General features: G+C 31.6%; 20 protein-coding genes. 7 read left to right on the top strand and 13 right to left on the bottom strand.

From position 1 onward, the window contains the following. Nucleotides 1-219: 219 nt before the first annotated feature. Together EPK97_RS13295 and EPK97_RS22610 are read right to left on the bottom strand one after the other, a co-directional pair. On the bottom strand, nt 220-1,227 hold the full coding sequence (locus EPK97_RS13295) for a hypothetical protein (RefSeq protein ID WP_162037116.1): 1,008 nt from the start codon (nt 1,225-1,227) through the stop codon (nt 220-222). Nucleotides 1,228-1,540: 313 nt separating this feature from the next. Next, the gene (locus EPK97_RS22610; RefSeq protein WP_420826794.1) at nt 1,541-1,711 is read right to left on the bottom strand and encodes an ATP-binding protein; all 171 of its coding nucleotides are present in this window, start codon (nt 1,709-1,711) and stop codon (nt 1,541-1,543) included. A gap of 396 nt (nt 1,712-2,107) precedes the next feature. Here EPK97_RS22610 and EPK97_RS13285 point away from each other — a divergent pair, with 396 nt between their 5' ends. Together EPK97_RS13285 and EPK97_RS13280 are read left to right on the top strand one after the other, a co-directional pair. Then, nucleotides 2,108-2,578: an arsenate reductase/protein-tyrosine-phosphatase family protein gene (locus tag EPK97_RS13285; protein ID WP_162037115.1), complete on the top strand. Its 471-nt coding sequence runs from the start codon at nt 2,108-2,110 to the stop codon at nt 2,576-2,578. A 909-nt stretch (nt 2,579-3,487) separates the two neighbouring features. Next, nucleotides 3,488-4,414: a manganese-dependent inorganic pyrophosphatase gene (locus EPK97_RS13280; protein WP_162037114.1), complete on the top strand. Its 927-nt coding sequence runs from the start codon at nt 3,488-3,490 to the stop codon at nt 4,412-4,414. A 431-nt stretch (nt 4,415-4,845) separates the two neighbouring features. On the opposite strand, the gene EPK97_RS13275 is transcribed toward EPK97_RS13280, so the two are convergent. After that, complete coding sequence (locus EPK97_RS13275) at nt 4,846-5,253, bottom strand: VOC family protein (RefSeq protein WP_162037299.1); 408 nt, start codon at nt 5,251-5,253, stop codon at nt 4,846-4,848. A 916-nt stretch (nt 5,254-6,169) separates the two neighbouring features. Continuing rightward, nucleotides 6,170-6,997 (bottom strand): hypothetical protein, encoded by an 828-nt coding sequence (locus EPK97_RS13270; protein WP_162037113.1) that lies wholly within the window; start codon nt 6,995-6,997, stop codon nt 6,170-6,172. Nucleotides 6,998-7,347: 350 nt separating this feature from the next. On the opposite strand from EPK97_RS13270, the gene EPK97_RS13265 reads away from it, so the two are divergent. Then, nucleotides 7,348-9,096 (top strand): ABC transporter substrate-binding protein, encoded by a 1,749-nt coding sequence (locus EPK97_RS13265; protein ID WP_162037112.1) that lies wholly within the window; start codon nt 7,348-7,350, stop codon nt 9,094-9,096. A 71-nt stretch (nt 9,097-9,167) separates the two neighbouring features. Here EPK97_RS13265 and EPK97_RS13260 read toward each other — a convergent pair whose 3' ends face one another. Both EPK97_RS13260 and EPK97_RS13255 read right to left on the bottom strand, forming a co-directional pair. Further along, a complete protein-coding gene (locus EPK97_RS13260; RefSeq protein WP_162037111.1) occupies nt 9,168-9,305 on the bottom strand; it encodes a hypothetical protein in 138 nt (45 codons plus the stop codon). 727 nt (nt 9,306-10,032) lie between these two features. Next, entirely contained in the window at nt 10,033-11,070 is a 1,038-nt protein-coding gene (locus EPK97_RS13255; protein ID WP_162037110.1) for a hypothetical protein, read from the bottom strand. 283 nt (nt 11,071-11,353) lie between these two features. Between EPK97_RS13255 and EPK97_RS13250 the strand changes: the two genes are divergently transcribed. Continuing rightward, nucleotides 11,354-13,144 carry a cation:proton antiporter gene (locus tag EPK97_RS13250; protein WP_162037109.1) on the top strand — a complete coding sequence of 597 codons (1,791 nt, stop codon included), beginning with the start codon at nt 11,354-11,356 and terminating at the stop codon, nt 13,142-13,144. Here EPK97_RS13250 and EPK97_RS13245 read toward each other — a convergent pair. Further along, entirely contained in the window at nt 13,141-15,090 is a 1,950-nt protein-coding gene (locus EPK97_RS13245; protein WP_162037108.1) for a phospholipase D-like domain-containing protein, read from the bottom strand. The two genes, EPK97_RS13250 and EPK97_RS13245, sit on opposite strands and share 4 nt — an antisense overlap. 213 nt (nt 15,091-15,303) lie before the next feature. Next, nucleotides 15,304-15,486 (bottom strand): hypothetical protein, encoded by a 183-nt coding sequence (locus tag EPK97_RS13240; RefSeq protein WP_162037107.1) that lies wholly within the window; start codon nt 15,484-15,486, stop codon nt 15,304-15,306. A gap of 317 nt (nt 15,487-15,803) precedes the next feature. Between EPK97_RS13240 and EPK97_RS13235 the strand changes: the two genes are divergently transcribed. Next, complete coding sequence (locus tag EPK97_RS13235) at nt 15,804-16,682, top strand: helix-turn-helix domain-containing protein (RefSeq protein WP_162037106.1); 879 nt, start codon at nt 15,804-15,806, stop codon at nt 16,680-16,682. Between the two features lie 85 nt (nt 16,683-16,767). On the opposite strand, the gene EPK97_RS22230 is transcribed toward EPK97_RS13235, so the two are convergent. From EPK97_RS22230 to EPK97_RS13225, 3 genes are all read right to left on the bottom strand, one after another. After that, on the bottom strand, nt 16,768-16,899 hold the full coding sequence (locus tag EPK97_RS22230; RefSeq protein WP_276609502.1) for a hypothetical protein: 132 nt from the start codon (nt 16,897-16,899) through the stop codon (nt 16,768-16,770). A 444-nt stretch (nt 16,900-17,343) separates the two neighbouring features. Then, complete coding sequence (locus tag EPK97_RS13230) at nt 17,344-18,525, bottom strand: aminotransferase class I/II-fold pyridoxal phosphate-dependent enzyme (protein ID WP_162037105.1); 1,182 nt, start codon at nt 18,523-18,525, stop codon at nt 17,344-17,346. 14 nt (nt 18,526-18,539) lie between these two features. Beyond that, nucleotides 18,540-19,031 carry an Lrp/AsnC ligand binding domain-containing protein gene (locus tag EPK97_RS13225; RefSeq protein ID WP_162037104.1) on the bottom strand — a complete coding sequence of 164 codons (492 nt, stop codon included), beginning with the start codon at nt 19,029-19,031 and terminating at the stop codon, nt 18,540-18,542. Between the two features lie 227 nt (nt 19,032-19,258). On the opposite strand from EPK97_RS13225, the gene EPK97_RS13220 reads away from it, so the two are divergent. Then, nucleotides 19,259-20,587, top strand: coding sequence for a TrkH family potassium uptake protein (locus tag EPK97_RS13220; protein WP_162037298.1), 1,329 nt, complete (start codon nt 19,259-19,261; stop codon nt 20,585-20,587). Between the two features lie 86 nt (nt 20,588-20,673). Here EPK97_RS13220 and cysK read toward each other — a convergent pair whose 3' ends face one another. Then, nucleotides 20,674-21,594 (bottom strand): cysteine synthase A, encoded by a 921-nt coding sequence (cysK, locus tag EPK97_RS13215; RefSeq protein WP_162037103.1) that lies wholly within the window; start codon nt 21,592-21,594, stop codon nt 20,674-20,676. 111 nt (nt 21,595-21,705) lie between these two features. Then, complete coding sequence (locus EPK97_RS13210; protein ID WP_162037102.1) at nt 21,706-23,037, bottom strand: MFS transporter; 1,332 nt, start codon at nt 23,035-23,037, stop codon at nt 21,706-21,708. A gap of 218 nt (nt 23,038-23,255) precedes the next feature. On the opposite strand from EPK97_RS13210, the gene EPK97_RS13205 reads away from it, so the two are divergent. Then, a complete protein-coding gene (locus EPK97_RS13205; RefSeq protein ID WP_162037101.1) occupies nt 23,256-23,627 on the top strand; it encodes a DoxX family protein in 372 nt (123 codons plus the stop codon). Nucleotides 23,628-23,659 lie beyond the last annotated feature (32 nt).

The following is a 23,659-nucleotide window of genomic DNA, read 5'->3' as shown; positions in this document are numbered from 1 at the left end:
AAGGTACTATTATAAAAAAATACTTTGTTGAATTTTATAGATAAGCTCCATTAAATTCTGGTAGTTTATTACATTCATTCCTCTTTAACCATATTATGAATGTAATTTGACGACTCAATTAATTGCTTAACTTTCATAAACAATGGAAATAGACCGTCCTTTGCCTACACGGTGTACGGTCTACTTTCTAATATAAACATAAGTAATTAGTTTAGCCCATTATGAGAGCTTGAGTTTTACCTTATTTACAGCTAATCTTGAATATCTATGTGCTAAATTATAATATATACTTCTTTTTATATCATCATTCATTTCAATGATATTTTTTATATTAATTTTACTAGTAATATATCTACACAATCTTTTCTCCTTTGAATTTTTCATGGAATAATTACATTGTCTAAAATTGATATCAGTATATATTATTTTGCAATCGCTAAACTCACTATCAATAGCAAAATTAATTGCTTTTAATTCAGCATACATAGAATGACCTTTTAAAAATTGAAATGTATCTGTTTTTATTGTTACAGATTGATTTGATACTATAATGATTGCTATCCCAAATAAACCTCCATTTTTATGTTCAGAAGCATCACAAAAAATATGTGTAAAAGAAGGATTTAGACTGATTTCCTCTACAAAATCTTTTTTAATATATTTATATTCATAGTGATTGTTATTGTAGGTATAAAGGATAGAACCTAAATTATGATTTTCTTTTTTTTGTGGTTGTGGATCGATTCTTTTACATTCAATACACACAGCTCTTGAATTAAGGGGAGATTTTAGCCCTCCATCTTGTAAAGGGATTATTCTCTCTATTGATTGAGCCTCTTTGTTACATTTATAACAGAGATAGTTTTCTCTTTTTAATACATGTTTTGTCAAACCATAACGATGAAATTTTTTTAAGATGTGACTTTGATCTACCACAGTTGCTGCACATTCTATTACCATTTGTTTAGCAATTTCAAATGAAATTTCTTCACTTCCTTCTTTATATGCATAAGTGATTACAACATTTCCGTTTGGTAGTGGTGCTAACTTTCCGCCATATGGTTGATTGACCATGTTGTTTATTTGTTCTTCTGTAAATTTTATTTTGCAATGATTACATATTTTTCTAACTTTGTTCTTCCCTGATGAACTTAACCTTCTAAATTCATCTATTATTTTTATATCTTTACAAACTGGGCATGTTTTAAGTTCAGAAATTATATCCATACAAACCAAATCCTATATTTTATTTATATTTATTAGTTAGGCAGTATACTGCCATATATAGAGCTTTATTTTATTTCTCCAAAAAATTTAGCAATTCAAAATAGCTGTTGATGAATTAGTGTTATATTTTAAAACTGCGTAAGATTTCATTTTATAATTTCTATTTGTATCTAATGGATATTCAATGCTTTGTGATATTGTTCCAGCCATTTCAAACGACCTTTGCGACTTCGATTTGAGTTACAAAGCATTAAATGGCAATTAGTTTCATTAACTGCATAATCAAAAAAAGTTTGGGTGAGAGCATACTTAATCAAATAGGTCCTTGCTTCGGTAATAATGTTTGGTAATAAGTGTCGAGTAATTCAGCATGGTTATATTGGTCTATCACAATTGAGTTGTGCATTTCTTTTTCTAAAGCTTTTGCAAATGTAGTTTTTCCACTATGAGTTTTACCGACTGTCATAATTACTAGTCTATTCATTAATGCAACTCCATTCCCAATGATTCATGTTGGTCTATAAGATACAAAATTATATTTTTTTAAAGAACCAGTCTATCTATTTTTCATTACATTTTCACTCCAGATAACTGCCGTTTAGTATAGTAACAATTATTTCAAATAATCTTAACTTTCACAAGGAGTAATTCCACGATATGGCCCCATTCATAAAGATAGATGCTTCTTCTCTTTTTTAGAGAAACGCGACAGATTGATAATATACACAACCAAGTTATTACATTATTTATATTATAAAAGTAGCCTTTTTTTCTAAAATATTGTTATTATATAAAAAGATTTATAGTAGTTTATGCTAAAAGAGTGTTTCCAAGTAACTAAGAGTTCGAACACATGTGAACTTTAAAAGGAGAGCTTATTATGAAAATATTATTTTTATGTACTGATAATTACACAAGAAGTGTTACAGCAGAGTTTTGTTTAATTAATTATTTAAAGAAAAACAATATATCGCACATAGAGGTACAGTCAGCAGGATTTAAATCTAATAGCGATTTAAATAAATTCTCAAGCATCCATTTTGATAGAATGCATCAACTTAGTATTGATACATCAAATTTTAAAAGAACACAATTTAAGAAAGAATTTTTTGATGAATTCTCCGTAATCGTTGGAATGGGAAAAGAACACAAAGATTATATTTTTCAAGAATACGGCAAAAAAATATATTTATTTAATGAAATCTACAAAAACAAAGAAATATCATTAGTTGTTCCACCGCCAGATGAAGATAGAAGATATTTAGAAGAAATTAAGAATATGGTTGACTATATTAATAACGCTATGCCAAAATTTGTAGAGAATTTAACTCAAATCCAAGTACAAAATTAATTTCTTCTGGTTTAATTGGTGTGTTAGTTTAACTAAGAAAATTTTTACTACAATATCTTCTGGATAGTCATTAATGGAGATAATTCAGGATTATAGAAAGTGAACAATCTCTATTCCTTTAATAGCAATCCTGGCTATTTAGTAATATGAAGAAGTTCCTTAGCTTTTAATAACATTCACATCTACTTTTCTTATATCTTTCTTATTCTTTTTAAACAATATAGTCCTTATCATAAAGAAACACGTCTCTCGAGAAATACGCCAGTTTCTGGAAGATCGAATTAGACTCTATCAGGAACTTCTTCACTTACTCGGTCAAATCTACTAAATTAACAAAATTTATGACAAAGTCATTTTTTCGTCTTAAATCTACAATTTTATTGCCTTTTATTGTTTTTATTCCACCCTTTATTACATAATATTCTAAAAATCAAGTATAAAATCGCAAAATTTACAAATAAATACAATGAATAGGAATAATGAATGACTATGTAAATAGGATTTTATTCACCTTTTTTCAGTTCTTCACATTTTTCTATAAGTTTTTTATGTTTTGATTTTATTTTTTCCATATATTATTATAGAGTTGTCCACATTATCTTCTCCTTTAGAGGATGTGCGGCAAAACTAATTTATTTACCTTTTGGTAAATATGTTTATGGGCAAATTGCACTTGGGGAAGTGCGGTGAAAAGAGGATGAAAAAGTCCTCTTTTCATTTCTAAACTAATACCATTAATAACAAACTTCATAAGCATTATTTTTACAGATTTGTTAATTGTCATCTTGTTCTTAAAACATTTTTTAGTAAAACCTACTGTTTTACTCAGGATTTATGATAAAATATATTCTTAGTGAGGATAACTTAGGAATAAGTGTTTCTACAATGATCAAATGAAGGAGAATTAAAATGGAAAAAGTACTTATTTTCGGACACAAAAATCCAGATACAGATACAATCTGTTCTGCAATAGCTTATGCTGATTTAAAAAAAGAAATAGGAATGGATGCTGAGGCAGTTCGTTTAGGTGAAGTAAGTGGGGAAACTCAATTCGCTTTAGATCAGTTTAAGGTTGCAGCACCACGTTTAGTGAATACAGTAGCAAATGAAGTGAAAAATGTCATTTTGGTTGACCATAATGAATTTCAACAAAGTGTAGAGGATATCAGAGAAGTTCGTATATTAGAAGTCATTGATCATCATCGTATTTCAAACTTTGAAACAAGTGATCCTTTATATTACAGAGCTGAACCTGTAGGATGTACTGCAACAATTTTAAATAAACTATATAAAGAACATGGAATTACGATCAAGAAGGAAATTGCTGGATTAATGTTATCAGCCATCATCTCTGACTCCTTATTATTTAAATCTCCAACATGTACAGACCAAGATGTAGCTGCTGCTCGTGAGTTAGCTGAAATCGCAGGCGTGAATGCAGAGGAATATGGTTTAAATATGTTAAAAGCTGGAGCAGATCTAAGTGGTAAAAGCATTAATGAAATGATCACCCTTGATGCAAAAGAATTTAGCATGGGAGATTATAAGGTTGAAATTGCTCAAGTGAACACAGTAGATACAGCAGACGTTCTCAATCGTCAGCAGGAATTAGAAGATGCCATTACACAAGTTATTGCTGAAAAAGAATTAGACTTGTTTGTTTTTGCTGTAACAGACATCTTAACAAACAATTCCACTGCATTAGCACTGGGTAAAAAAGCAAGTTCGGTTGAAAAAGCATTTAACGTTACTTTAAACAATAACACTGCTGTCCTTGAAGGTGTTGTTTCACGTAAGAAACAGGTTGTTCCTAATCTTACTGAAGCATTAGCTTAATAAGGTAAATACGAATTATTAATAAGAAGATCTATGTGCTGAATTAGTGCATAGGTCTTTTTATATAAACACAGACAATTTTTAATCTGCTAAATTTAATAAATTATCAAATATCATCAACCTTCTCTAACTATATCAATATCTATTTTATTGAAGTTCTATACCAATCAATGTATTAATGGAAATTATCCTAATTTATTCCATGTTAAGTTATAAATATATTAATCAATGAATAGATTATAAGTATACAGGCAAAGTTTCCTTCGTCACGTAAAACGACAATACAAATTTTTCTAAAGATAGACCGAGTACTTTAATAAAAAAGTACGGTCTATTTTTATATGATTAAAAAAGACCTGTTGATAATAATTGGATAAGACAAATCCATACCTATTTTTTGTTTAAAATGATATTTTATCTTAATACATTCTTTATTCTATTTTGTTTTGAATATCAGTGTAGATTTGGAACATCACGCCAAATTTATCTGTTACAATACCATAAAAAGGGCTAATAGGAGTTTTTTGCAGTGGCATAATGACTTGCCCGTTATCCTGCAATGCTTCAAAAACTTGTTTAGTCTTTTCATTGTTTTCAGTCCTAATACAGATTGTAACTTGATTTCCAACTTGATGGGGTTGACCTGGATGTGAATCAGAAAGCATAAGGTTTGAATCTCCAAGTTTAAGCAAAGCGAATCCAACAGAATCCTTAGCTTCTGCTGGTATAGGATAATCGGAGTTTTCACACCTCTCTCCCAAAATTTTGTTGGAAATAATTTCAGCATTTAATGCTTTTTCATAAAATTGAATGACTTCTTTTCCATTTCCATTCATCATCAAATAAGGGGGATAGTTGCATTCTCATAAAAAAATCAGCTCCTTAAATATATTATTTTCATTTTTATAATGAAATAGCTCACCATATTTTAATTATACATTTCAGAACGTATGTTTGTAAATATGTGTTAAGAAATAATGAAGGTTCTCCCGTTAAAAATCACTTTATATCGTTATTTACCATAGTTATATATCGCTTTAACTAGGTATGGACTTCATCAACATTATCTTAGGTTATTATCGTGTCAATAGATAATGCTTCTTTCTTTTCTTCAGAAGTATTTACTGATAGAATTATTGTAAAATACATACATAAAACGGTAAATAAAATAGTGATTTTTTTAAGCATTGAATAGCCCCTTCTTGACTAAAGAGCAACAAGCAAGGATGTCTACGATTTATTTGAAAAGAGGTGTTTTACGCAGTTATGGAAATAATAAAACTAGGGTTTCTTTTCGTAATATATATACTAATAATCTCATTATTTTTTAGTTTATTTCGGGTTCTAGTTAACAAATATCTAAGTGATTTCTATCGAGAATCTTTTAAAAAATTTGGGAATCTTTTTAATTTTTTCAAAAGGATTTTTCGAGTTAAAGAATAATGTGATACTTCCATCTTCCGTACTTCTAATTTGGTATAACTTTCCTTTTTCTTTGAGGAGCCTTTAACACAAAAAGATTAAAAAAATCTTCTCGACAATTGAGCGCAATTGTTGGAGAAGATAGATAATATAATGATCAAACTTTTTTATAAAAATCAAGTAGTCAATCTCAAATCTAGAATCCATTTTGATCAATTTTTTTCAAAATGGATTCTTTTTATTTGCCAAAGAATATGGGTTTGGTCGTAGGAAAGATGATTGATGGTAATTTTGTGTCAATAGACGTTCAAGATACTTACTGAGAGAATAATATTATCTATATTCTTGAATAATCATCTTGCTAGAGCGAGCATTTTCTGGTCCAACATCCACTGCATAAATAACTTGTTTAGGTACATACATGTAAGAAGGTGCAACACCTTTAACTAGAATGTAACCACGTTCATCATTAGCATTTTTAAAATAAGTTTCATAACCATAATAATGATCTACTGTAAATTCATAGGTATCATATCCTGTGCCATTATAGTAATCTCTTCTTGAATTTGGGGAATCAGGCCCTTGAAACGTAACAGTCTTCGTATTTGTTATAGACCATGATCCCGTTTCTGTAACACTACCACCTAACGATAAATTTAAAAGCTTAAACAATTCAGCACCAATATTGAAATCAGCCTTCACAGTAGTGCTACCTGAGTTGGTTATTGTTACTGTTTTACTTATAGTTTGGCCCAGCGCTGCAGAGAAGAGAAATTGATTATTCGTTGTAGATTTGGAATTGTACTCTGTAATCCTTTTGGACAAGACAACTGGATCTTTCCAAAAGTACGGATCAGGTTTAATCAATTTCCTTTTCAATAGATCTTCATAATAACAGTCCATTTCTATTTTTGTAAAATTAAATTTACCCTGAGATAAAATGTCATCTCGAAATTCTCTTATGGTTGGTCCAACTGGACATGAAGAATCGGATGATTGAATACGATCATCTAATGAATAAGAAGGAATATCCTTCCAATAAGGATCTTCAAACCAATCGTCGGGATCACCGTCACCAGGTGGAGGTGCTTTAGCATAACCAGGATTTAAAGAAGTAAATAGTAGTATTAATGCAAACATGATTGATAAAATTTTTTTCATGAATTCTCATCTCCTAATTTAGATTTAAAACAAAAATAAGTAGTTTTGATAAAATAGAAAAAAAGTAGTTTAAATAACTTTTATTCATTGGCATAACTGATATGTATGTACTTAGTTATGCGTTTCCTATTTCAAGTTTTTCACCTCCATTTCTAGCTTATCTTTGCTCCTTGTAATTCTTTTCCCTTCTTGCTGAATTAATAACTTGTTGTTTTGTATTTATAGTTTGATCGATGACTGATATTATTGTATAAATAACCACCATAATTAAAAATGATGAGAATTCACATGATTTTAATCACTTTTATGAAATAGTATTCTTTATCTCTTTACTACTAGGGGGAGCAGAAATGAAGCTAATCGAACATTATCTTATCTTACGAGCAGCTTATAAAAATCAAAAAAATGGTGTTGATATTGAAACTACTCTTAGTGAAATTGTCGATATCCTCCATTGTAGTCAGCCAAATGCAAGGTGGGTACTCAATCAATTAAAAGAACAAGGTTGGATCCAGTGGAATTCAGGACGTGGAAGAGGTAACAGATCCACTATCAATTTCCAACTTTCCCTGATGGATGGGATCAAGAGGTATGCATCGGGAAAATTAGTACAAGATTTCAAAGTAGGGATGGAATTTCTCAACTCGTTGTCCATTCCTAAACAAATTCACAGTATCTTAGGGGAGTATCTTAAAGAATGGTTTGGTTTTCAAACGGAGGGGGATAAAGATATAAAGCACATCTTACGTATTCCTATTCATAGAGATCTCATTTCGTTGGATCCAGCGAAAATCTCTACAGCATACGAATACCATTTTGTTGGTCATATTTTTGATACATTACTTCGGATGGATTCCAACAAAAAACAGATTCATCCTCATCTCGTTCTTGATTGGGATTCATTAGACGATAAGTCTTGGATTTTTTATCTGCGTAAAGGAGTTCTCTTTCATAACGGAAGGCTGTTAACAGCAGAAGACGTGATTTATACTTTCCAGCGTCTCTTTCATTCTACTGAAAGTGTTTTTTTCTGGCTTAGTCACTACTTGAGTAAGATAGAATCATCGGGAAATCATACTGTGATTTTTCATTTCAGTCGACCTCTTCCCTTTTTTCCTAACATTCTATGCTCAAACAAAGCTTCTATCGTTCCATATGATGTGGATATGAAACAACAAATTATTGGAACTGGACCTTATTCCGTACAGTCATTTTCTAAAGAAAAATTAATCATGGAAGCTTTTGATCATTATTTTAATAAACGGGCTTGGTTAGATCGAGTAGAAATTTTTCGTTTTCCAGAGGAACTAAAAAGTAGATTTCTTTATGAGATGATGACTGAAAATGTAGATTCAATAGAGGGGCAAGACGAAACAATTACGCAGGATATGAACATTACACAATTCATTATTTTTCATACAAAAAAATTAGGTCCACAACAACATCCTGCATTTCGAAGAGCTATACGCCTTGCTTTAGATCGAAATACGATGATTGAAGAGTTAAATCTAGAGGAAGTTCAACTTGCGGACAGTTTTTTACTTGCTCATAGCAAAAAGAAAATTTTTCCATCCAATACACTTTCAGAAGCTCAAGAAGCACTTAAAGAAAGTGACTATTCTGGTGAAACATTAACGATGTTCGTTCATCCTAATCGATGGAGGGAGAATGCACTTTGGATTCAGTCCCGGTGTAATCAAATTGGCATATCTATACAACTACGACCTCTTGACTATAATAAGACCCTTCAGTATTTAGATCAGGCTCATTTGATCATGATAGATGTTGTATTTAAGGATGATTTGGAAATTAATTTAATTGAACCATTAGGCAATAACAGCATATATCGCCAAATGTTTACTTTACAAGAGAATCAACAAATGGATATATTTATGGATCGATTTATTAGTGGGAAAACAATAAATGAACGTCTTAACATCTGGAATGAAATGGTAGAATGGTTTCGCAGAGAAAATCTCATTCTTTTCCTGTTTCATTTAAAAAAACAGTATGCTTTCTCAAGCTCTCTCCAAGGGAACAATTTTGGATTAAAAGGAATGACTGATTTTTATAATATTTGGGTTAAGGATAAATTATAAGTTTAATAAAGAAACGATCTTTATGATCGTTTCTTTACGTTTTCGTATGTAACTTTTAACTCAACAAAAATTTAATTTTCTTTTCTCAATACTTTTACATTTTTACCACGTATTATATCCGTGTGCGTAAGAGTTTCATGAAGAGTTGGTATTATGATTTCACTTTTTCCCTTTATCTCCAATTGTTGAAGAGCTAGTACTTGATTCAATAGAATCACCTCCTTTTTCTACTGTATAAATATTATATTTTTATAAAATGTGATTGTAAATAGAATCTACTTCAATTAGAACTTAGATTAAAAACATACAAATTTGTATATTTTTTTACAACTTATTCTATACCATTTTTGAGTTTTCCTTCAATACCTCTATAAAAATACATAAAAAAATATTTACTTCTTCATATTCTTTCTATCATTTAGATATCTTATAGTAACTATAATTTTTTTTAATTGTACATAAATTGAAAATACCACATAATAATGTTAGATATAATCCACTAACAATCATTTTGGGATCATATTATATTAATAAATGTTGTTGCTTATGAATACCGAGTGGGCAATTTTATAAAAACAAAAATTAATGCATACATAGGATTAAAAAAATAATGAAATATTAATGAAATATTATATCAGATTTCCTCAAATAAGCCCGGTATGTTGAAAAATATATATACAGAAAAGAGATGAATTTATTTGGAGCAGTTGGTTCTATTTGGTATTGTAACTTTCATTGCACTAGGAATTACCTCTCAGTGGCTAGTAAAGATTAGGAACTTAGATTTAGGGCCTATATTGATTCAAGGCCCTTCTGATTACGCCATTCTTCATCATGCTCCCGAATAAAATTAACAAGACTATCTTTTTACCAACGGTAAGTTAATTATAAAAATTTTTATCACAGCATACTATGCGAACAATCATGAATTCTTTATTATTCGTCGTATGTTTTAATCAGAAAATTTGTTTTATCTATGAGATAGTTAAGTGTAAAATTTCCTTCCCCCAATAATGTAGTTGGTGATTCAAATGAAGGCGAAATTAATTCTATCTCATAATTTTCTCTGTCTTGATGCATTTCAAAAATCAAGTCATCGTCATGTTGTATACCTTTAATGTAGACACTATCTAAAACAAAATCAGTTGCTCTAAATATATAATGATTTCCTTCTTCAATGAAGTACCAACTAAATATTGCCTCCGAATAATTTCCAGTGTAATACTGATTAAAAAGATTCATTACTTCAACTTTAGCATCGTTTCCAATATATTTGTCAAGCAAAGCTACATATATTTCAGTTTGCCAGTTTTCTAAATCTACTAACCACTGTATGATTTTATCTTTATCTCCACTTTCTAATAGCTCTTTGGATAATAATTCAGGCTTTCCAATCGCATTTATTATGTTTTTCACTTCATCTAGTGTGTAAATCCCAAGATCATCAGCTATGAATTTTTTAAAATAATCGTCCTCAGTCAATTCTCTTATCGTGACTTCATCAAGAAGTTCATATTCCATCACGTTACCATTCTCATGAAAATAAGAGATGACCTTTTCAATAGTGCCATTATGATCCCAATATAAAAATAATTGCATCTTCATATCTCCATTTTCAAGTCCCTTAAAATCAGCCCTGTCAGTGGAGTCCGTTTTTCTTATATAACCTTCGCTCTTTATGACATCGTATCTCCAAACACCTTTTTTTATATTATAAGATTCTTGACTACTATCCGTCGGTCTACCTATTAAATCAATGATTCCATCTTGAGTCATATTAATATCAATATGGTTCTGGATATTTTCTTGTGTGATTTCTATAGACTCAACTTCTGTTTCATCTTCATTTTGAATTGGATCATTTGCACTTTTATTTGAATTAGACATTTCAAATATTGTGAATCCAGAAAGAATAACGCCTACGATTATCAAACTAGAAAGAAGTATCCATTTCCAAGAACGTTTTTTAAACATAAAAATCCTCTCTATTCTTTATTTGAATTATTCGCATTTTCTAAAATTAATTCATTCTATAACCATTCTAGAGTCATCCTAAAGATCCTCTATAAACAATCATAAAACAATATTTAATCCTCCATATTCTTTCTATCATTTTTTTATCTAATAATAGCTATAATTTTTTTTAATTGTATAATAATATAAAGTACCACATAATAATGTTAGATATAATCCACTAACAATCAATTTGGAAATCATATTACATTCCTCATTGATATAAAGAAAAGAGATGAATACTTTGGAGCAGTTAGTTCTATTTGGTATTGTAGCCTTCATTGCACTAGGAATTACCTCTCAATGGTTAGCGTGGCGTTTCCAGTTACCAGCGATTGTTATTATGTCTATTGCAGGTTTGTTGATCGGACCCTTTTTAGGCTTATTAAATCCTGAGCAAGCATTAGGAGATTATTATGTTCCAATCATTTCTTTAGCCGTAGCTCTCATCCTGTTTGAAGGAAGCTCTAGCCTTGATATTCGAGAACTAAGAGGTATATCTAAATCAGTACTTAGAATTGTGACTATAGGAGCGTTTCTTGCGTGGATTGGTGGTTCGTTAGCCGCTCACTACGTAGTAGGGCTTAATTGGGAAATCTCTTTTGTTATCGGTGGATTATTCATAGTCACAGGTCCAACGGTGATTATTCCACTATTAAGACAAGCTAAGCTAAAACCACGAACTGCCGCTGTATTAAAGTGGGAAGGTATCATCGTTGATCCATTTGGTGCTTTAGTCGCATTATTTGCTTATCAGATTGTTAAGGTAATAACCAATGATTCTATTGGCATAAGTTATATATTCTCTTTCTTTATAGGGGCTATATTTGCTGCTTTATTAGGGTATATTTTTGCATTTACGATCAGTATGATGATCGGAAAAGGAAAAATCCCTGAATATTTAAAGGCCCCTATTATTTTGTCGTACGTGTTGCTTTGCTTTGGTATTTCAGAAATGATTATGCATGAAACCGGTTTGCTAGCCGTAACGGTAATGGGACTGACTATTGCACATAAGAGTAAATATATATCCTCTTTAGGCGATATTCGTCATTTTAATGAAAATATATCTGTATTACTAACGTCAACTATTTTCATTATGTTAACAGCATCATTACCAATGACGACCATTATGGAAATATTTAGTTTTCCCATCATTAGCTTTATACTCATTATGTTGTTTTTAGTTAGACCCGCTTCAATTTGGATATCAACTATTGGTACAGAATTATCACTAGCAGAGAGAACATTAATTGGCTGGATTGCGCCTAGAGGAATAGTTGCTTTAACCGTTGCTGGTTATTTTGCTTCAATTCTTTCTGAAGATGGTTACTCAGATGCTAAGATTTTTACTACAATTACTTTTGCACTCGTTATTGTTACGGTATGTGCACATGGTTTTTCCATTGGATTCCTATCCAGGAAGCTAGGATTAGCAAACAAACATTCACCAGGTGTATTATTGGCAGGGGCTAGTAAGTTTTCCATAGAACTAGCGTTATTTTTCCGTAAAGTAGGTATTCCGACATTAATTGTTGATAGAGCTTTTGATAATATAGATGAAGTTAAAAACAGGGGTATAGATACTCACTACGGTGAAATTTTGTCTAAAAATACGCAATACGACATTGATATGAGCTCTTACGAATATCTTCTTGCGGTAAATGATTCTGTACCTTACAACGCTTTAATTCGAAATATGTACGTACCGATATTTGGACACCAAAATTGTCTGGGACTTACGATAAATGCTGAAGAACATGTCTTGGATCAACTATATTCTCCAGCTGTAAAATCATACTTATTATTCGGTGAAAAAGAAACCTACAAAGAATTAAATCGTAAAATAGAGACCGGTCATACCTTTAAAAGCATAGAAATTAAAGAAAATAAAATCATCAAACGTGAGGATAGAACTCCTCATGAGCTCATCATTTGTGTTCTCAAAAAAAGTGGGAAGATCACTTTTGCAACTTTAAAAAAAGATCTGGTTACAGAGGCAGGAGATCAGTTAGTAATATTAAGTAAAAATTAATTTTGTGGGGTCACTGCGTTTTGATATCTGGCATTAAATTCTTGTAAAAATTGATTTGCAATCTCATCGTTATGAATAATTAACATATTTTCATCATTCACGTTATTGCCATTTTCACTCCAGTTCGTTGAGCCCACAATAACTGTAGGATCACTAGTTGTATTCACGTCTATTATCATTGTTTTGCTGTGAATTTTCCTTGATTCATTGCCTTGGAATACAGGCGCAGGGTTTGCCCATCGAATATTAGGGTTACCTGCACTTGACTGTGATGATGTTCTACCTGTCATATCAACACTCGCTGACCACCATAGATTCCAAAAACTAGAATCAAAAACACCTTTTACATCAAATCCAGTTAATGTGCCTTCTAAATCAGTATATGATCCTTCCCATTTATTTTTAAGCTCATCTAACATTTGCTGATCACTCCATGCGAAAATAGTAAAATAAGTACTATGATTAGCATCATTCTTTATAATGTCTGCAACACGTCCTAACGCATTATCTCCAGATGAAAAATATACTTCTACAGTGGTTCCATTAATATCAATACTGTGAGTCGTGTTATCCGTTTTTCGAGTATTAAAGTTAGAATTCACTGGATCAGGAATAAGTGTATTACTCCCCCACATTTCTGTAAATTCAGTTTCATAGATCGATGCAAGTTCCGGACTGTTTATTTCAACTACATGCTGTTGATTCCCATCCAAAATTCCATTCATCATATTCTCATCAGATCCATATAATCCTGTGACTGTGAAGTTCCAACTTCCTGTAAACACCCATTTATCATCAATAATTGCAAATTTATTGTGCATTTGAGTGCTTGGTGAATAATAAGAAAGATCTCCTTTCTGTTCAGCATTTACAAATAAATGCCCTGTTTTATCTTTATTCCCAACTTCCACTGTGACTTCTGGAATGTCGCTATAATCAACAGGTAATCCATATTCTGTTCTTTTAGAATTGTCTTCCACTATAAACATAGGTGAATCTGAGAAAATATGAATATCATCAGATGTACCAATAACGCCGTCTAGACCTCTGACCATTTTTTCTACATATAATCTCATTAACTCGAACCGTTCTGAGTAGCTTGGATCATCAGCATCTTTAGAGTCTGCAATAAGTCGAACATCAACTCCTTCATCTGCTTTTAATATTAGCGTATCTACAATTTTAGGTAAGTTTATTTCATATGCGGCCATATCTATAGTAGTTGTAGCTTCATTCAGTCGTTGAATTAAACGATCTTCTAAATTGATGTTATAATTTGCTTGATTTTGAGAACTAGCGTCTTCTTCTAAAGCACATTTATTAAAATAAACATTCATTGCACCATCTTCATTAGAAACATTATTTAATCTTTCTTCTGATGTTATACAACCAGTAACTTTATTGTCTGAGTTTGCTTGATTAGGAGTACCATATCCCTCACTATAAGTCTTATTAGATGTATTCCAGTTGGATGCAGTTGAACCAGAATTTGAATCGATTCTCTCCATTGTTGCTTTTGTTTCATTATCACCTGCATACCAAGTGTCTACTATATCAATAACGTTATTATTTGAATCTCTTAACTGTAAAATTTCATTTGTATTATTTAAGGCACCAGTGTATATAAGATCTGCATTTACGTCAGGAACCGAGGTATCATCTGTTCGTTCTAATAAAAAGTAGTCATTAGCAGAAATGGTTCCACTTAATTGGATACTAGGTGTGCCGTCAGTAGCATCTAATGTCCATCCATTTAAAGAAATTGGTGAATTCGTATTATTATATAGTTCTATCCACTCATCGTTGCTACTTACATTTGTACCCATCCACGCTATTTCATTAATTACCACCTCCCCTTCAGCAGCATTTACTATTGTTATATGAGGAATGTACATTGATAAAATTAAGGACAGGACCAAAGGTACTGCTGTTAATTTATTAATCATATAAAAACATCTCCTTAAGTTAAAATTAAAAAGAAAACGCTTACAATTTTAGGTTATGATTTCAATGTAGTTTTGATACTTCATAAATAAAAAACAATGTAACCTATTCATTTGGAGGTGATCTTATAAGCACAATTTAATTTTTTACACACAAAAACCCGAATCTCGGACTTAATTAAAGTCTCCAAAATTCGGGTTGTTTTAAATATTTTATTAGAGAAGATAACCATCATATCTTGGACTATCAGGACCGCCTCCTCCTGAACCACAACATACATGACCATTTGGACCGTCACCTTTAAGTTCGTAACCATAATTGATTAATTCATATGAATTGAAACTACTAAAATTGAAAATAACTGAAGCAATAAATAATACCTTTAAAATTCTCTTCAACAAAAACACCTCCTTTTTTCCCTTCCTCTTTTATATAATACACTAAACAATTTAAAATTTAACAATAATGTTATAATCATGTAAAAAACACAAAAAAAGCTCTTATGTATTAAGTTCTCTCCTCCTGAGCCACAACATATCCATATATAACCATTTTAAAAAATTATTGAACCTCTTTCTATTAATAAATTTATATACTCTTTTATTTTAAAATACTAAATTATATAATTATTAACAATAACTTTTAATTAAATATTGTAACTATTATTTGTTCATTATGGATTAATACTCTCATATATTGTTTTGGAGGTTATAAAATGAAAAATGAATATATCAACATTGGTCAAAAAATAAGAGAGATCAGATTAAAGATGAATATAACTCAAAAACAAATGTGTGATGGTATTTGTACACAAGCTAATCTAAGCCGTATTGAAAACGGATTATGCTTACCTTCTAGTTATATTATTCAACAGTTCTCTGAAAGATTAGGAATAGATACTTCTTATTTATTAACGAATAATCAAGAATTACAGCAAGATTATATTGATGAGTTTTATACCGTGATCCGAAGACATTTAACAAGTAGAGATTATGAGTCTGTACTTACAATGGTTCAAAAAGAAGAGAAAAATCCAATCTTTTCAAATATTAAACATCAACAGTACTTTCTTTTATATAAAGGACTTTGTATTTATTATTTACAAAAAAAATACAATGAAGCTGTCCAATTTATTGATGATGCTCTTTCCTTAAGGAATCACAATGGATTTTATAATGAAGATGAAATCGAAATACTTATAACAAAAGCAATGATATTATATGACCATGGTGATCCAAAAGCTTCTATTTCTTTGTATAAAAAAATCATTACCATTATCAATGAAAAAAAAGAATTAAATAACAAACTAATATATAACCGAGTATACTATAACTATACAAGAGTACTTGTTGATGAAAAAGAATTCAGAGAAGGCCTAAAAATTTGCATAAGAGGTATCTCTTTTTGTAAACGTTTTTACAGCATGTATTATTTAGCAGACTTATATTTAAATAAAGCAACCATTCATTGGAATCTCAATGAAAAAGAGTTATGTAGAAAGTCATTATTAAGGGCTCGTGAATTAAGCGATATTTTAGACAACAAATTAATTTTTGATATCTGTCAACAATCTCTTTCAGAATATTTCAACTAACAGTTATCTAAAATAATATGTTATAAACAAGGATGAGTAAGCTTTGAAAACTACCCATCTTTGTTTTAAAATTAATAACTATTTCTTAATTTTTAATCGTTTGATTCGCATCATCAGCTGTTACTATCTTAGCAAACGTTCCTAATATATCAACTGCATGCTGGTGACGAGTTGTTTCATCAAATTGATCTTCGTTGTTAGCTAATGTAATCGCCACTCAACTCTATGTATTTCGTTGAAGTAATAAACATACCATTAGAATTTTTTTCATATAAGCCACATCCTTTTGTTAATTAACTAGATTTATCATTAGAAAATTTAGTTCCAATAGAGAGAAATTTATATTAGACATAATCATACAACAATTTTTTACATTCATAATCTTTGAATATAACCAATTAAATCCCAAATAACCATAATTTTATAGGAAAATCTCCTATTTTCTATTAATAATATACAAATATGTATATTATTTTACATATTATATATGAAATTTTTGGTGAATTAACTTAAGTTTTGTAACAAAGTTAGAAAATAACATATCAATAAAAATAAAATAAAAAAAAGAGTCTTTGCCTTATGCAGAGACTCTAAATACCAAGTAATTATCCATTACTTTTATATTATATTTAATGTATTAGTATACCATCGGTCAATCCAATTACTGATATTTCCTCACAAACTTTTCGATCCGTTCCAAAGCCTCATTTAATTCACTGACAGAAGTTGCATAGGAACAACGAATAAATCCTTCGCCACCCAGTCCAAATACATTTCCAGGTACTGCTGCTACTTTAAATTCCTCCAGTAATTTCTCAGCAAATTGTTCAGAGGTCAACCCAGTAGATTGAATGGATGGAAATGCATAAAATGCTCCCTTAGGCTCATGGCAATCCAATCCTATTTCTCGAAACCCTTTTACTACTAAACGACGACGCTGGTTATAAGAATCTACCATGCGATCTTTTTCTTCCAACCCGTTCGTTAATGCTTCAATTCCCGCTTGTTGAGCCATTACAGGTGCACACATGATCGTATATTGATGTATTTTTAACATCGCTGCTATGAGATCTTGATGTCCACATGCATATCCCAATCGCCACCCCGTCATTGCAAAAGCTTTGGAAAAACCACTAACAACAATCGTGCGATCTTTCATTCCAGGCATAGAAGCAAAACTAAGATGTTTTTGACCATAGGTTAACTCGGCATAAATCTCATCTGAAATTACAATCAAGTCATGCTCTTCTACAAGATTTACAATGGGCATCCAATCCTCATAAGTCATGATTCCACCAGTTGGATTACTTGGATAACATAATATTAAGACTTTAGATTGTGGAGTAATTTGTTCTGCTAATGATTCAGCAGTTAATTTAAAATCATCCTTAGCATAAGTTTCTATTCCCACCGTCTTACCTCCTACAATAGAAGAAATTGGAGAATAAGACACATAACACGGTTCTGGAATAAGAATCTCATCTCCAGGTTGGATTAGGGCGCGGAGAGCCAGATCTATCGCTTCACTGCCTCCAACAGTAATTAGAAGTTCATTAGAAGGTTCATATTTCAATGCAAATTGTTTGTATAAATATGCGGAAATAACCTCTCTTAATTCAGGCAATCCTGCGTTTTGAGTATACGTTGTTTTCCCTTTTTCAAGTGAATAAACACATGCCTCTCTTACATGCCATGGGGTAACAAAATCAGGTTCTCCTACTCCTAAAGAAATGATATCCTTCCTTCCAGAAACTAAATCAAAAAACTTCCGGATACCTGATGGTGGGATGTCCTTTACTAAAGGAGATAAATATTCTGTCATTGATCTATTCGTTTTTAACATACCGCTCTAACCCCTTATGGTGAAATGAGCATTCGATGATCATCTTCATGATCCTCTAAAATAATGCCATCTTGTTTATATTTTTTTAAAATAAAATGTGTTTTCGTTGAGAGTACAGAGTCAATCGTAGATAACTTATTGGAAACAAAGAATGCAACTTCCTTTAAAGTTTTACCCTCTATTTCAATTTGTAAATCATAAGCCCCAGACATCAAATATACCGTTTTCACTTCAGGGTATCGATATATCCGTTCCGCAATGGTATCAAAACCACGACCACGTTCAGGTGTAATTTGCACTTCAATAATACCTGTAACTTTATCATCATGCACTTTACTCCAATTAATCACAGGTGCGTATTTCACGATCACACTATCCTTTTCCATCTCTTCAATTGCTTTGTAAACTTCCCCTTCCGCTGCTCCTAATAAAGTTGCTATCACATCAGCTCCACGGCGGGCATCTTCTTGTAAAAGTTCCAACACTTTTAGTTTAAAATCATTCACTGGGGTTTCCCCTTTCCGATCTTTTTATAAAATCAACAATATACCTCATATTACAACGAAATCCAACTTATGTTAAGACCTATCCGAGATAAAATTCAGAAATTATTATTAACTTGTTTTAATTTATGTTAGAATTTCTTATAAAAATAGGGTATGATAATAATTTGATATGGTTCTCACGGATTGGGGGAAATCACATTTTGTCTATTAGAAAATTAATAACTCAAATGACACCAACTCAGTTTATCGTAACTGGTTATTTAATTTCTATTATCGTTGCAACTTTACTGCTGCTGCTCCCTATTAGCCTAAAAGATGGGGTACAACTTTCATTCGTTGATGCTCTATTTACTGCCACTAGCGGTATCAGTGTTACTGGACTTACTGTTGTCAATGTTTCAGAAACCTTCAGTGTATTTGGTTCCATCGTTTTATTACTGATGTTTCAAATTGGTGGAATTGGAATTATGGCATTAGGAACATTTTTATGGATGATTCTAGGTAGAAATATTAGCTTAACTTATCGAAAACTAATTATGATTGACCAAAATCAAAATCGCTTATCTGGACTTGTACAATTAATTCGGATAGTTCTTGGTTTAGTTTTGTTATTCGAAGCCATTGGAACTTTAATCTTCACTGTATATTTCCATTTTGCTGGATACTATGATACTTGGATAGAATCATTTTACCATGGTTTATTTCACTCCATTTCTTCTTATACAAATGCAGGTTTTGATATTTTTGGAAATTCATTAAAGGACTTTTCACATGACTATTTTGTGCAAATCATAACCATCGCATTAATAATATTAGGCGCAATCGGTTTTCCAGTGCTCATTGAAGTTAAAGAATATTTTTCTCGTAATAATAAAAACTTCCGCTTTTCTTTGTATACTAAACTGACAACTTCAATGTTTTTCATATTGTTATTCATAGGTGCAGTTGGTATCTATCTTGTCGAGAATGAATTATATTATGCTGACAAGAGCTGGCATGAAAAAATATTTTTCTCCTTATTTAATTCGGTAACAGTACGTAGTGGCGGATTATCTACGATGGATGTTTCAGAGTTTGGCGCTGCAACTCAAATGTTTTTGTCTGTATTGATGTTCATTGGCGCTAGTCCTTCTAGTGTAGGAGGCGGGATACGTACAACTACCTTTACGATTGTTATTTTGGCGTTAATTACATATGCGTTAGGCAGAAGCGAAATCAGAATTTTTAGACGCTCATTAAAACAAGATGATGTTACAAAAAGCTTCTTCATTTTCACATTAGCTTCAATGACAGTCGTAGCCAGTATCATCTTATTAATAAGTATAGAAAGTAGTCACTTTTCATTAATGGCTATCATTTTTGAAATTACTTCAGCATTTGGTACTTGTGGTTTATCGATGGGAATAACAAGTGAATTATCCACGCTTGGAAAATTCATCATCATGGTGCTTATGTTTACAGGAAGAATTGGAGTGCTATCGATGTTGTATATATTTCAAGTTAAAAAAAGAAAAGAAAACTTTCACTATCCGAAAGAAGATATTATTATTGGATAATGGAATACTAAAAGGGGACTTACTCATGCTAATAATTAGCACAGATAAGTTCCCTTTTATTTTATTAAATTAAATGGGAAGCGTACTTAAAAGAGGTTCATGCTTAGGTATCTTTCGCCGTTATCAGGCGCTATACAGCAAATCCTTTTGCCCTTTCCCCATTTTTTTGCAAGCTGCATGGCTGTCCACACGGAAGCTCCTGCTGAAGGACCCACTAATATACCTTCCTTTGCAGCTAAATCACGTATCGTTTGTATCGCATCTTGATCTGATACTTGTACAATTTCATCATACACTTCTGTATTTAAGATTTTCGGGATAAATCCTGGGCTTGTTCCTACTAATTTGTGCTTACCAGGTTTTCCACCTGAAAGAACAGGTGAGCCTTGAGGTTCAACAACAAGAATTTTAATATTTGGGATTTTTTCACGTAATACTTCCCCTGTTCCTGTAACGGTACCACCAGTTCCTGCTGTTGCTACAAAAGCGTCAATTTCACCATCCATTTGTTCAATAATCTCTAATGCTGTTGTCGTTCGATGTATTGCAGGATTTGCCTCATTTTCAAACTGCTGTGGAATATAACTATTAGGTATTTTACCTTGTAGCTCCATCGCTTTTTTTATTGCACCCGGCATACGTTCTTCTGCAGGTGTTAGTACTACTTCAGCACCATAAGCTTTTAAAATATTGATACGCTCTTTGGTCATATTATCAGGCATAATAAATATAGCTTTATAACCCTTTGCAGCTGCATTCATAGCCAATCCAATCCCTGTATTTCCACTAGTAGGTTCTATAATCGTTCCTCCAGGAGATAACAGTCCGTCTTTTTCTGCTTGTAGTATCAAATTATAGGCTGCTCTATCTTTTACACTTCGACTTGGATTAAAATATTCCAATTTCACGTATACTTCCGCATCATTTTCACTTAATAATCTATTTATTTTTACTATTGGTGTATCACCAATTAGTTCTATAATACTTGAAACTACTTTGACAGACATCATCAACCACTCCTCTTCATGTATGTAAAGTAACTTAGATCTATTTTACATATGAACTATTACTTACATATTCTAACTGAGTGGACTCGTATAAGCAAAGTCTTCAAAATGTTATTTTTGCTTACTATTCACGGTTTGGGGTCTTGTAGGCATCAGTTCTCTCATGAAATACCATGCAAGTAAAGGTGAGCTTCCAATACATAATAAAAATACATTTAAAACAATTGGTTTATTACTCCATGTAATAATAAGAATAAAAATTAAAGTCCCTAATATGCGTCCTGCATTTAAACCCGCTTCTCTTAATACGACATACTCTACCCTTTGTTGTGCGCTTTCATCATCTCTCCCTATAATATCAAACACTGTTGAGGTCATTGGAATCGTAAATAACGGTAAAAATATGGAAGTTCCAATTCCAAAGATTAGCAGTGTCATGTAACTGATATCCCAGAAGAAAGGAAATATAACCACGATCATAAATATAGTTCCAATGAACATTGCTCTATTACGATGCCAAGGTTTTAAGTATTTGCCCATGAACATATAACTGACTAAAGCTACAGCAGATACTATTAATGAATAGTTACCAAGTTTCATCTCATTTTTAGTAGCAATATATACAAGCAAACCGATTATAAAAGTAAAAACGCCTTCCCTAATTCCCTGTGCCATCAAAGCCAGAAATGCCTTTCTCCAAGGATTCCTTTTCTCCTTCAAACGTTGAAATGCAGCAAACCATTGATAAGTGCCTTTAGGCTCCCTTTTCTTTAGAAAAAAACTTACAATAACTCCAATCACAAAAACAATAAGTGATATAGAGAATATGATTTTGTATCCGCTTGTTGCTTTCATTTGTGTAATCACTAAACCAGAGATCCATGGTGCGAACATTCCAGCACCTGAACCTAATAATCCTGCGTAACCATTAAATTTGTCTCGATCATTTGGACCTGTAATTTCAAAATAAACAACATTAAATGCCAACCAAAAAAAACCCGCCGCCATCCCCTGAACTGCGCCTAACAATAACACATAATCAACGGCTTGCTTCTGAAGCAAGAGCACAAATAAATAAAACACAGCAGATAACCCAACACCCAGACGTAAACTGTTCATTTTATTATGCTCTTTAACCCATTTCCCCGCTAACCAAAATGTTAAGATATTAACAACTTGATGAGATAAAGAGAACCAACCAATTAAAGATAGATCATTGCTGACTTTCCATAGATACACATTTACAAATGTACCTGACAACGCATTTGCAGCTGCAAATAAACCATGAACTGCTAATAGTAGTATCGCTTGTTTAGTTAATTTCCCTTCTTTGTGATTTTGGTGGTTTTCTGGTTCATGATTCTGAAAATAAGAATGTTCTTGTTGATCTTTTGTTTTAATCCATCTGTTTGGAAAATAATGCTTTTCATGCGACATCGGCATATAAGTCTCACCCAATTTAATAATTTCGTATCTATCTATGTAACAACATATTTTAACTTTCCCCAAAAAGTCATTTTGGAAACAAAAAAATTGGCATTTATTTATTGACAATTAAATACCCTAATGTTAGGATATATTTATGCTAATTATAGAATATATAATATTAGGACATTGAGGGGAATAGGTGTTTTAAATATTAAAATAAGGAGAGTTCAATTATGAAATGGGTTAGTCGTATTATTCAAAGTTTGCTTGCAGTTGCTTTTACTCTTTCTGGTGTAACAAAGATATTTGGGGGAGCAGTTGATATGGCTGAAGTTCTTGGTTATCCTGTTGGATTTATGTACTTTATTGGTATATGTGAAATTCTCGGAGGTATCGGGTTATTAGTTGGATTTTGGAAGTCTAAGATCGCTTTACTTGCTTCAGGTGGATTAGGGATACTTATGGCAGGTGCCGTATTCACTCACTTAAGTCTTGGTCAAGGATTTGGAGCTGCAATGCCTTCATTCGTTCTTCTAATTTTAGGAGTAATCATATTCTTTGATAAGATAAGAAGTACTCGGAGATCATATTTAAACGTTAATTAATAATATGAGGGTACAGGTAAAGTAAATACCAA

It is taken from the genome of Chengkuizengella sediminis (genome assembly GCF_010078385.1).
GTDB lineage: Bacteria > Bacillota > Bacilli > Paenibacillales > KCTC-33759 > Chengkuizengella > Chengkuizengella sediminis.
The sequence above is the reverse complement of the archived record's forward strand: the minus strand, read 5'-3'. Positions and strand labels throughout refer to the sequence as shown.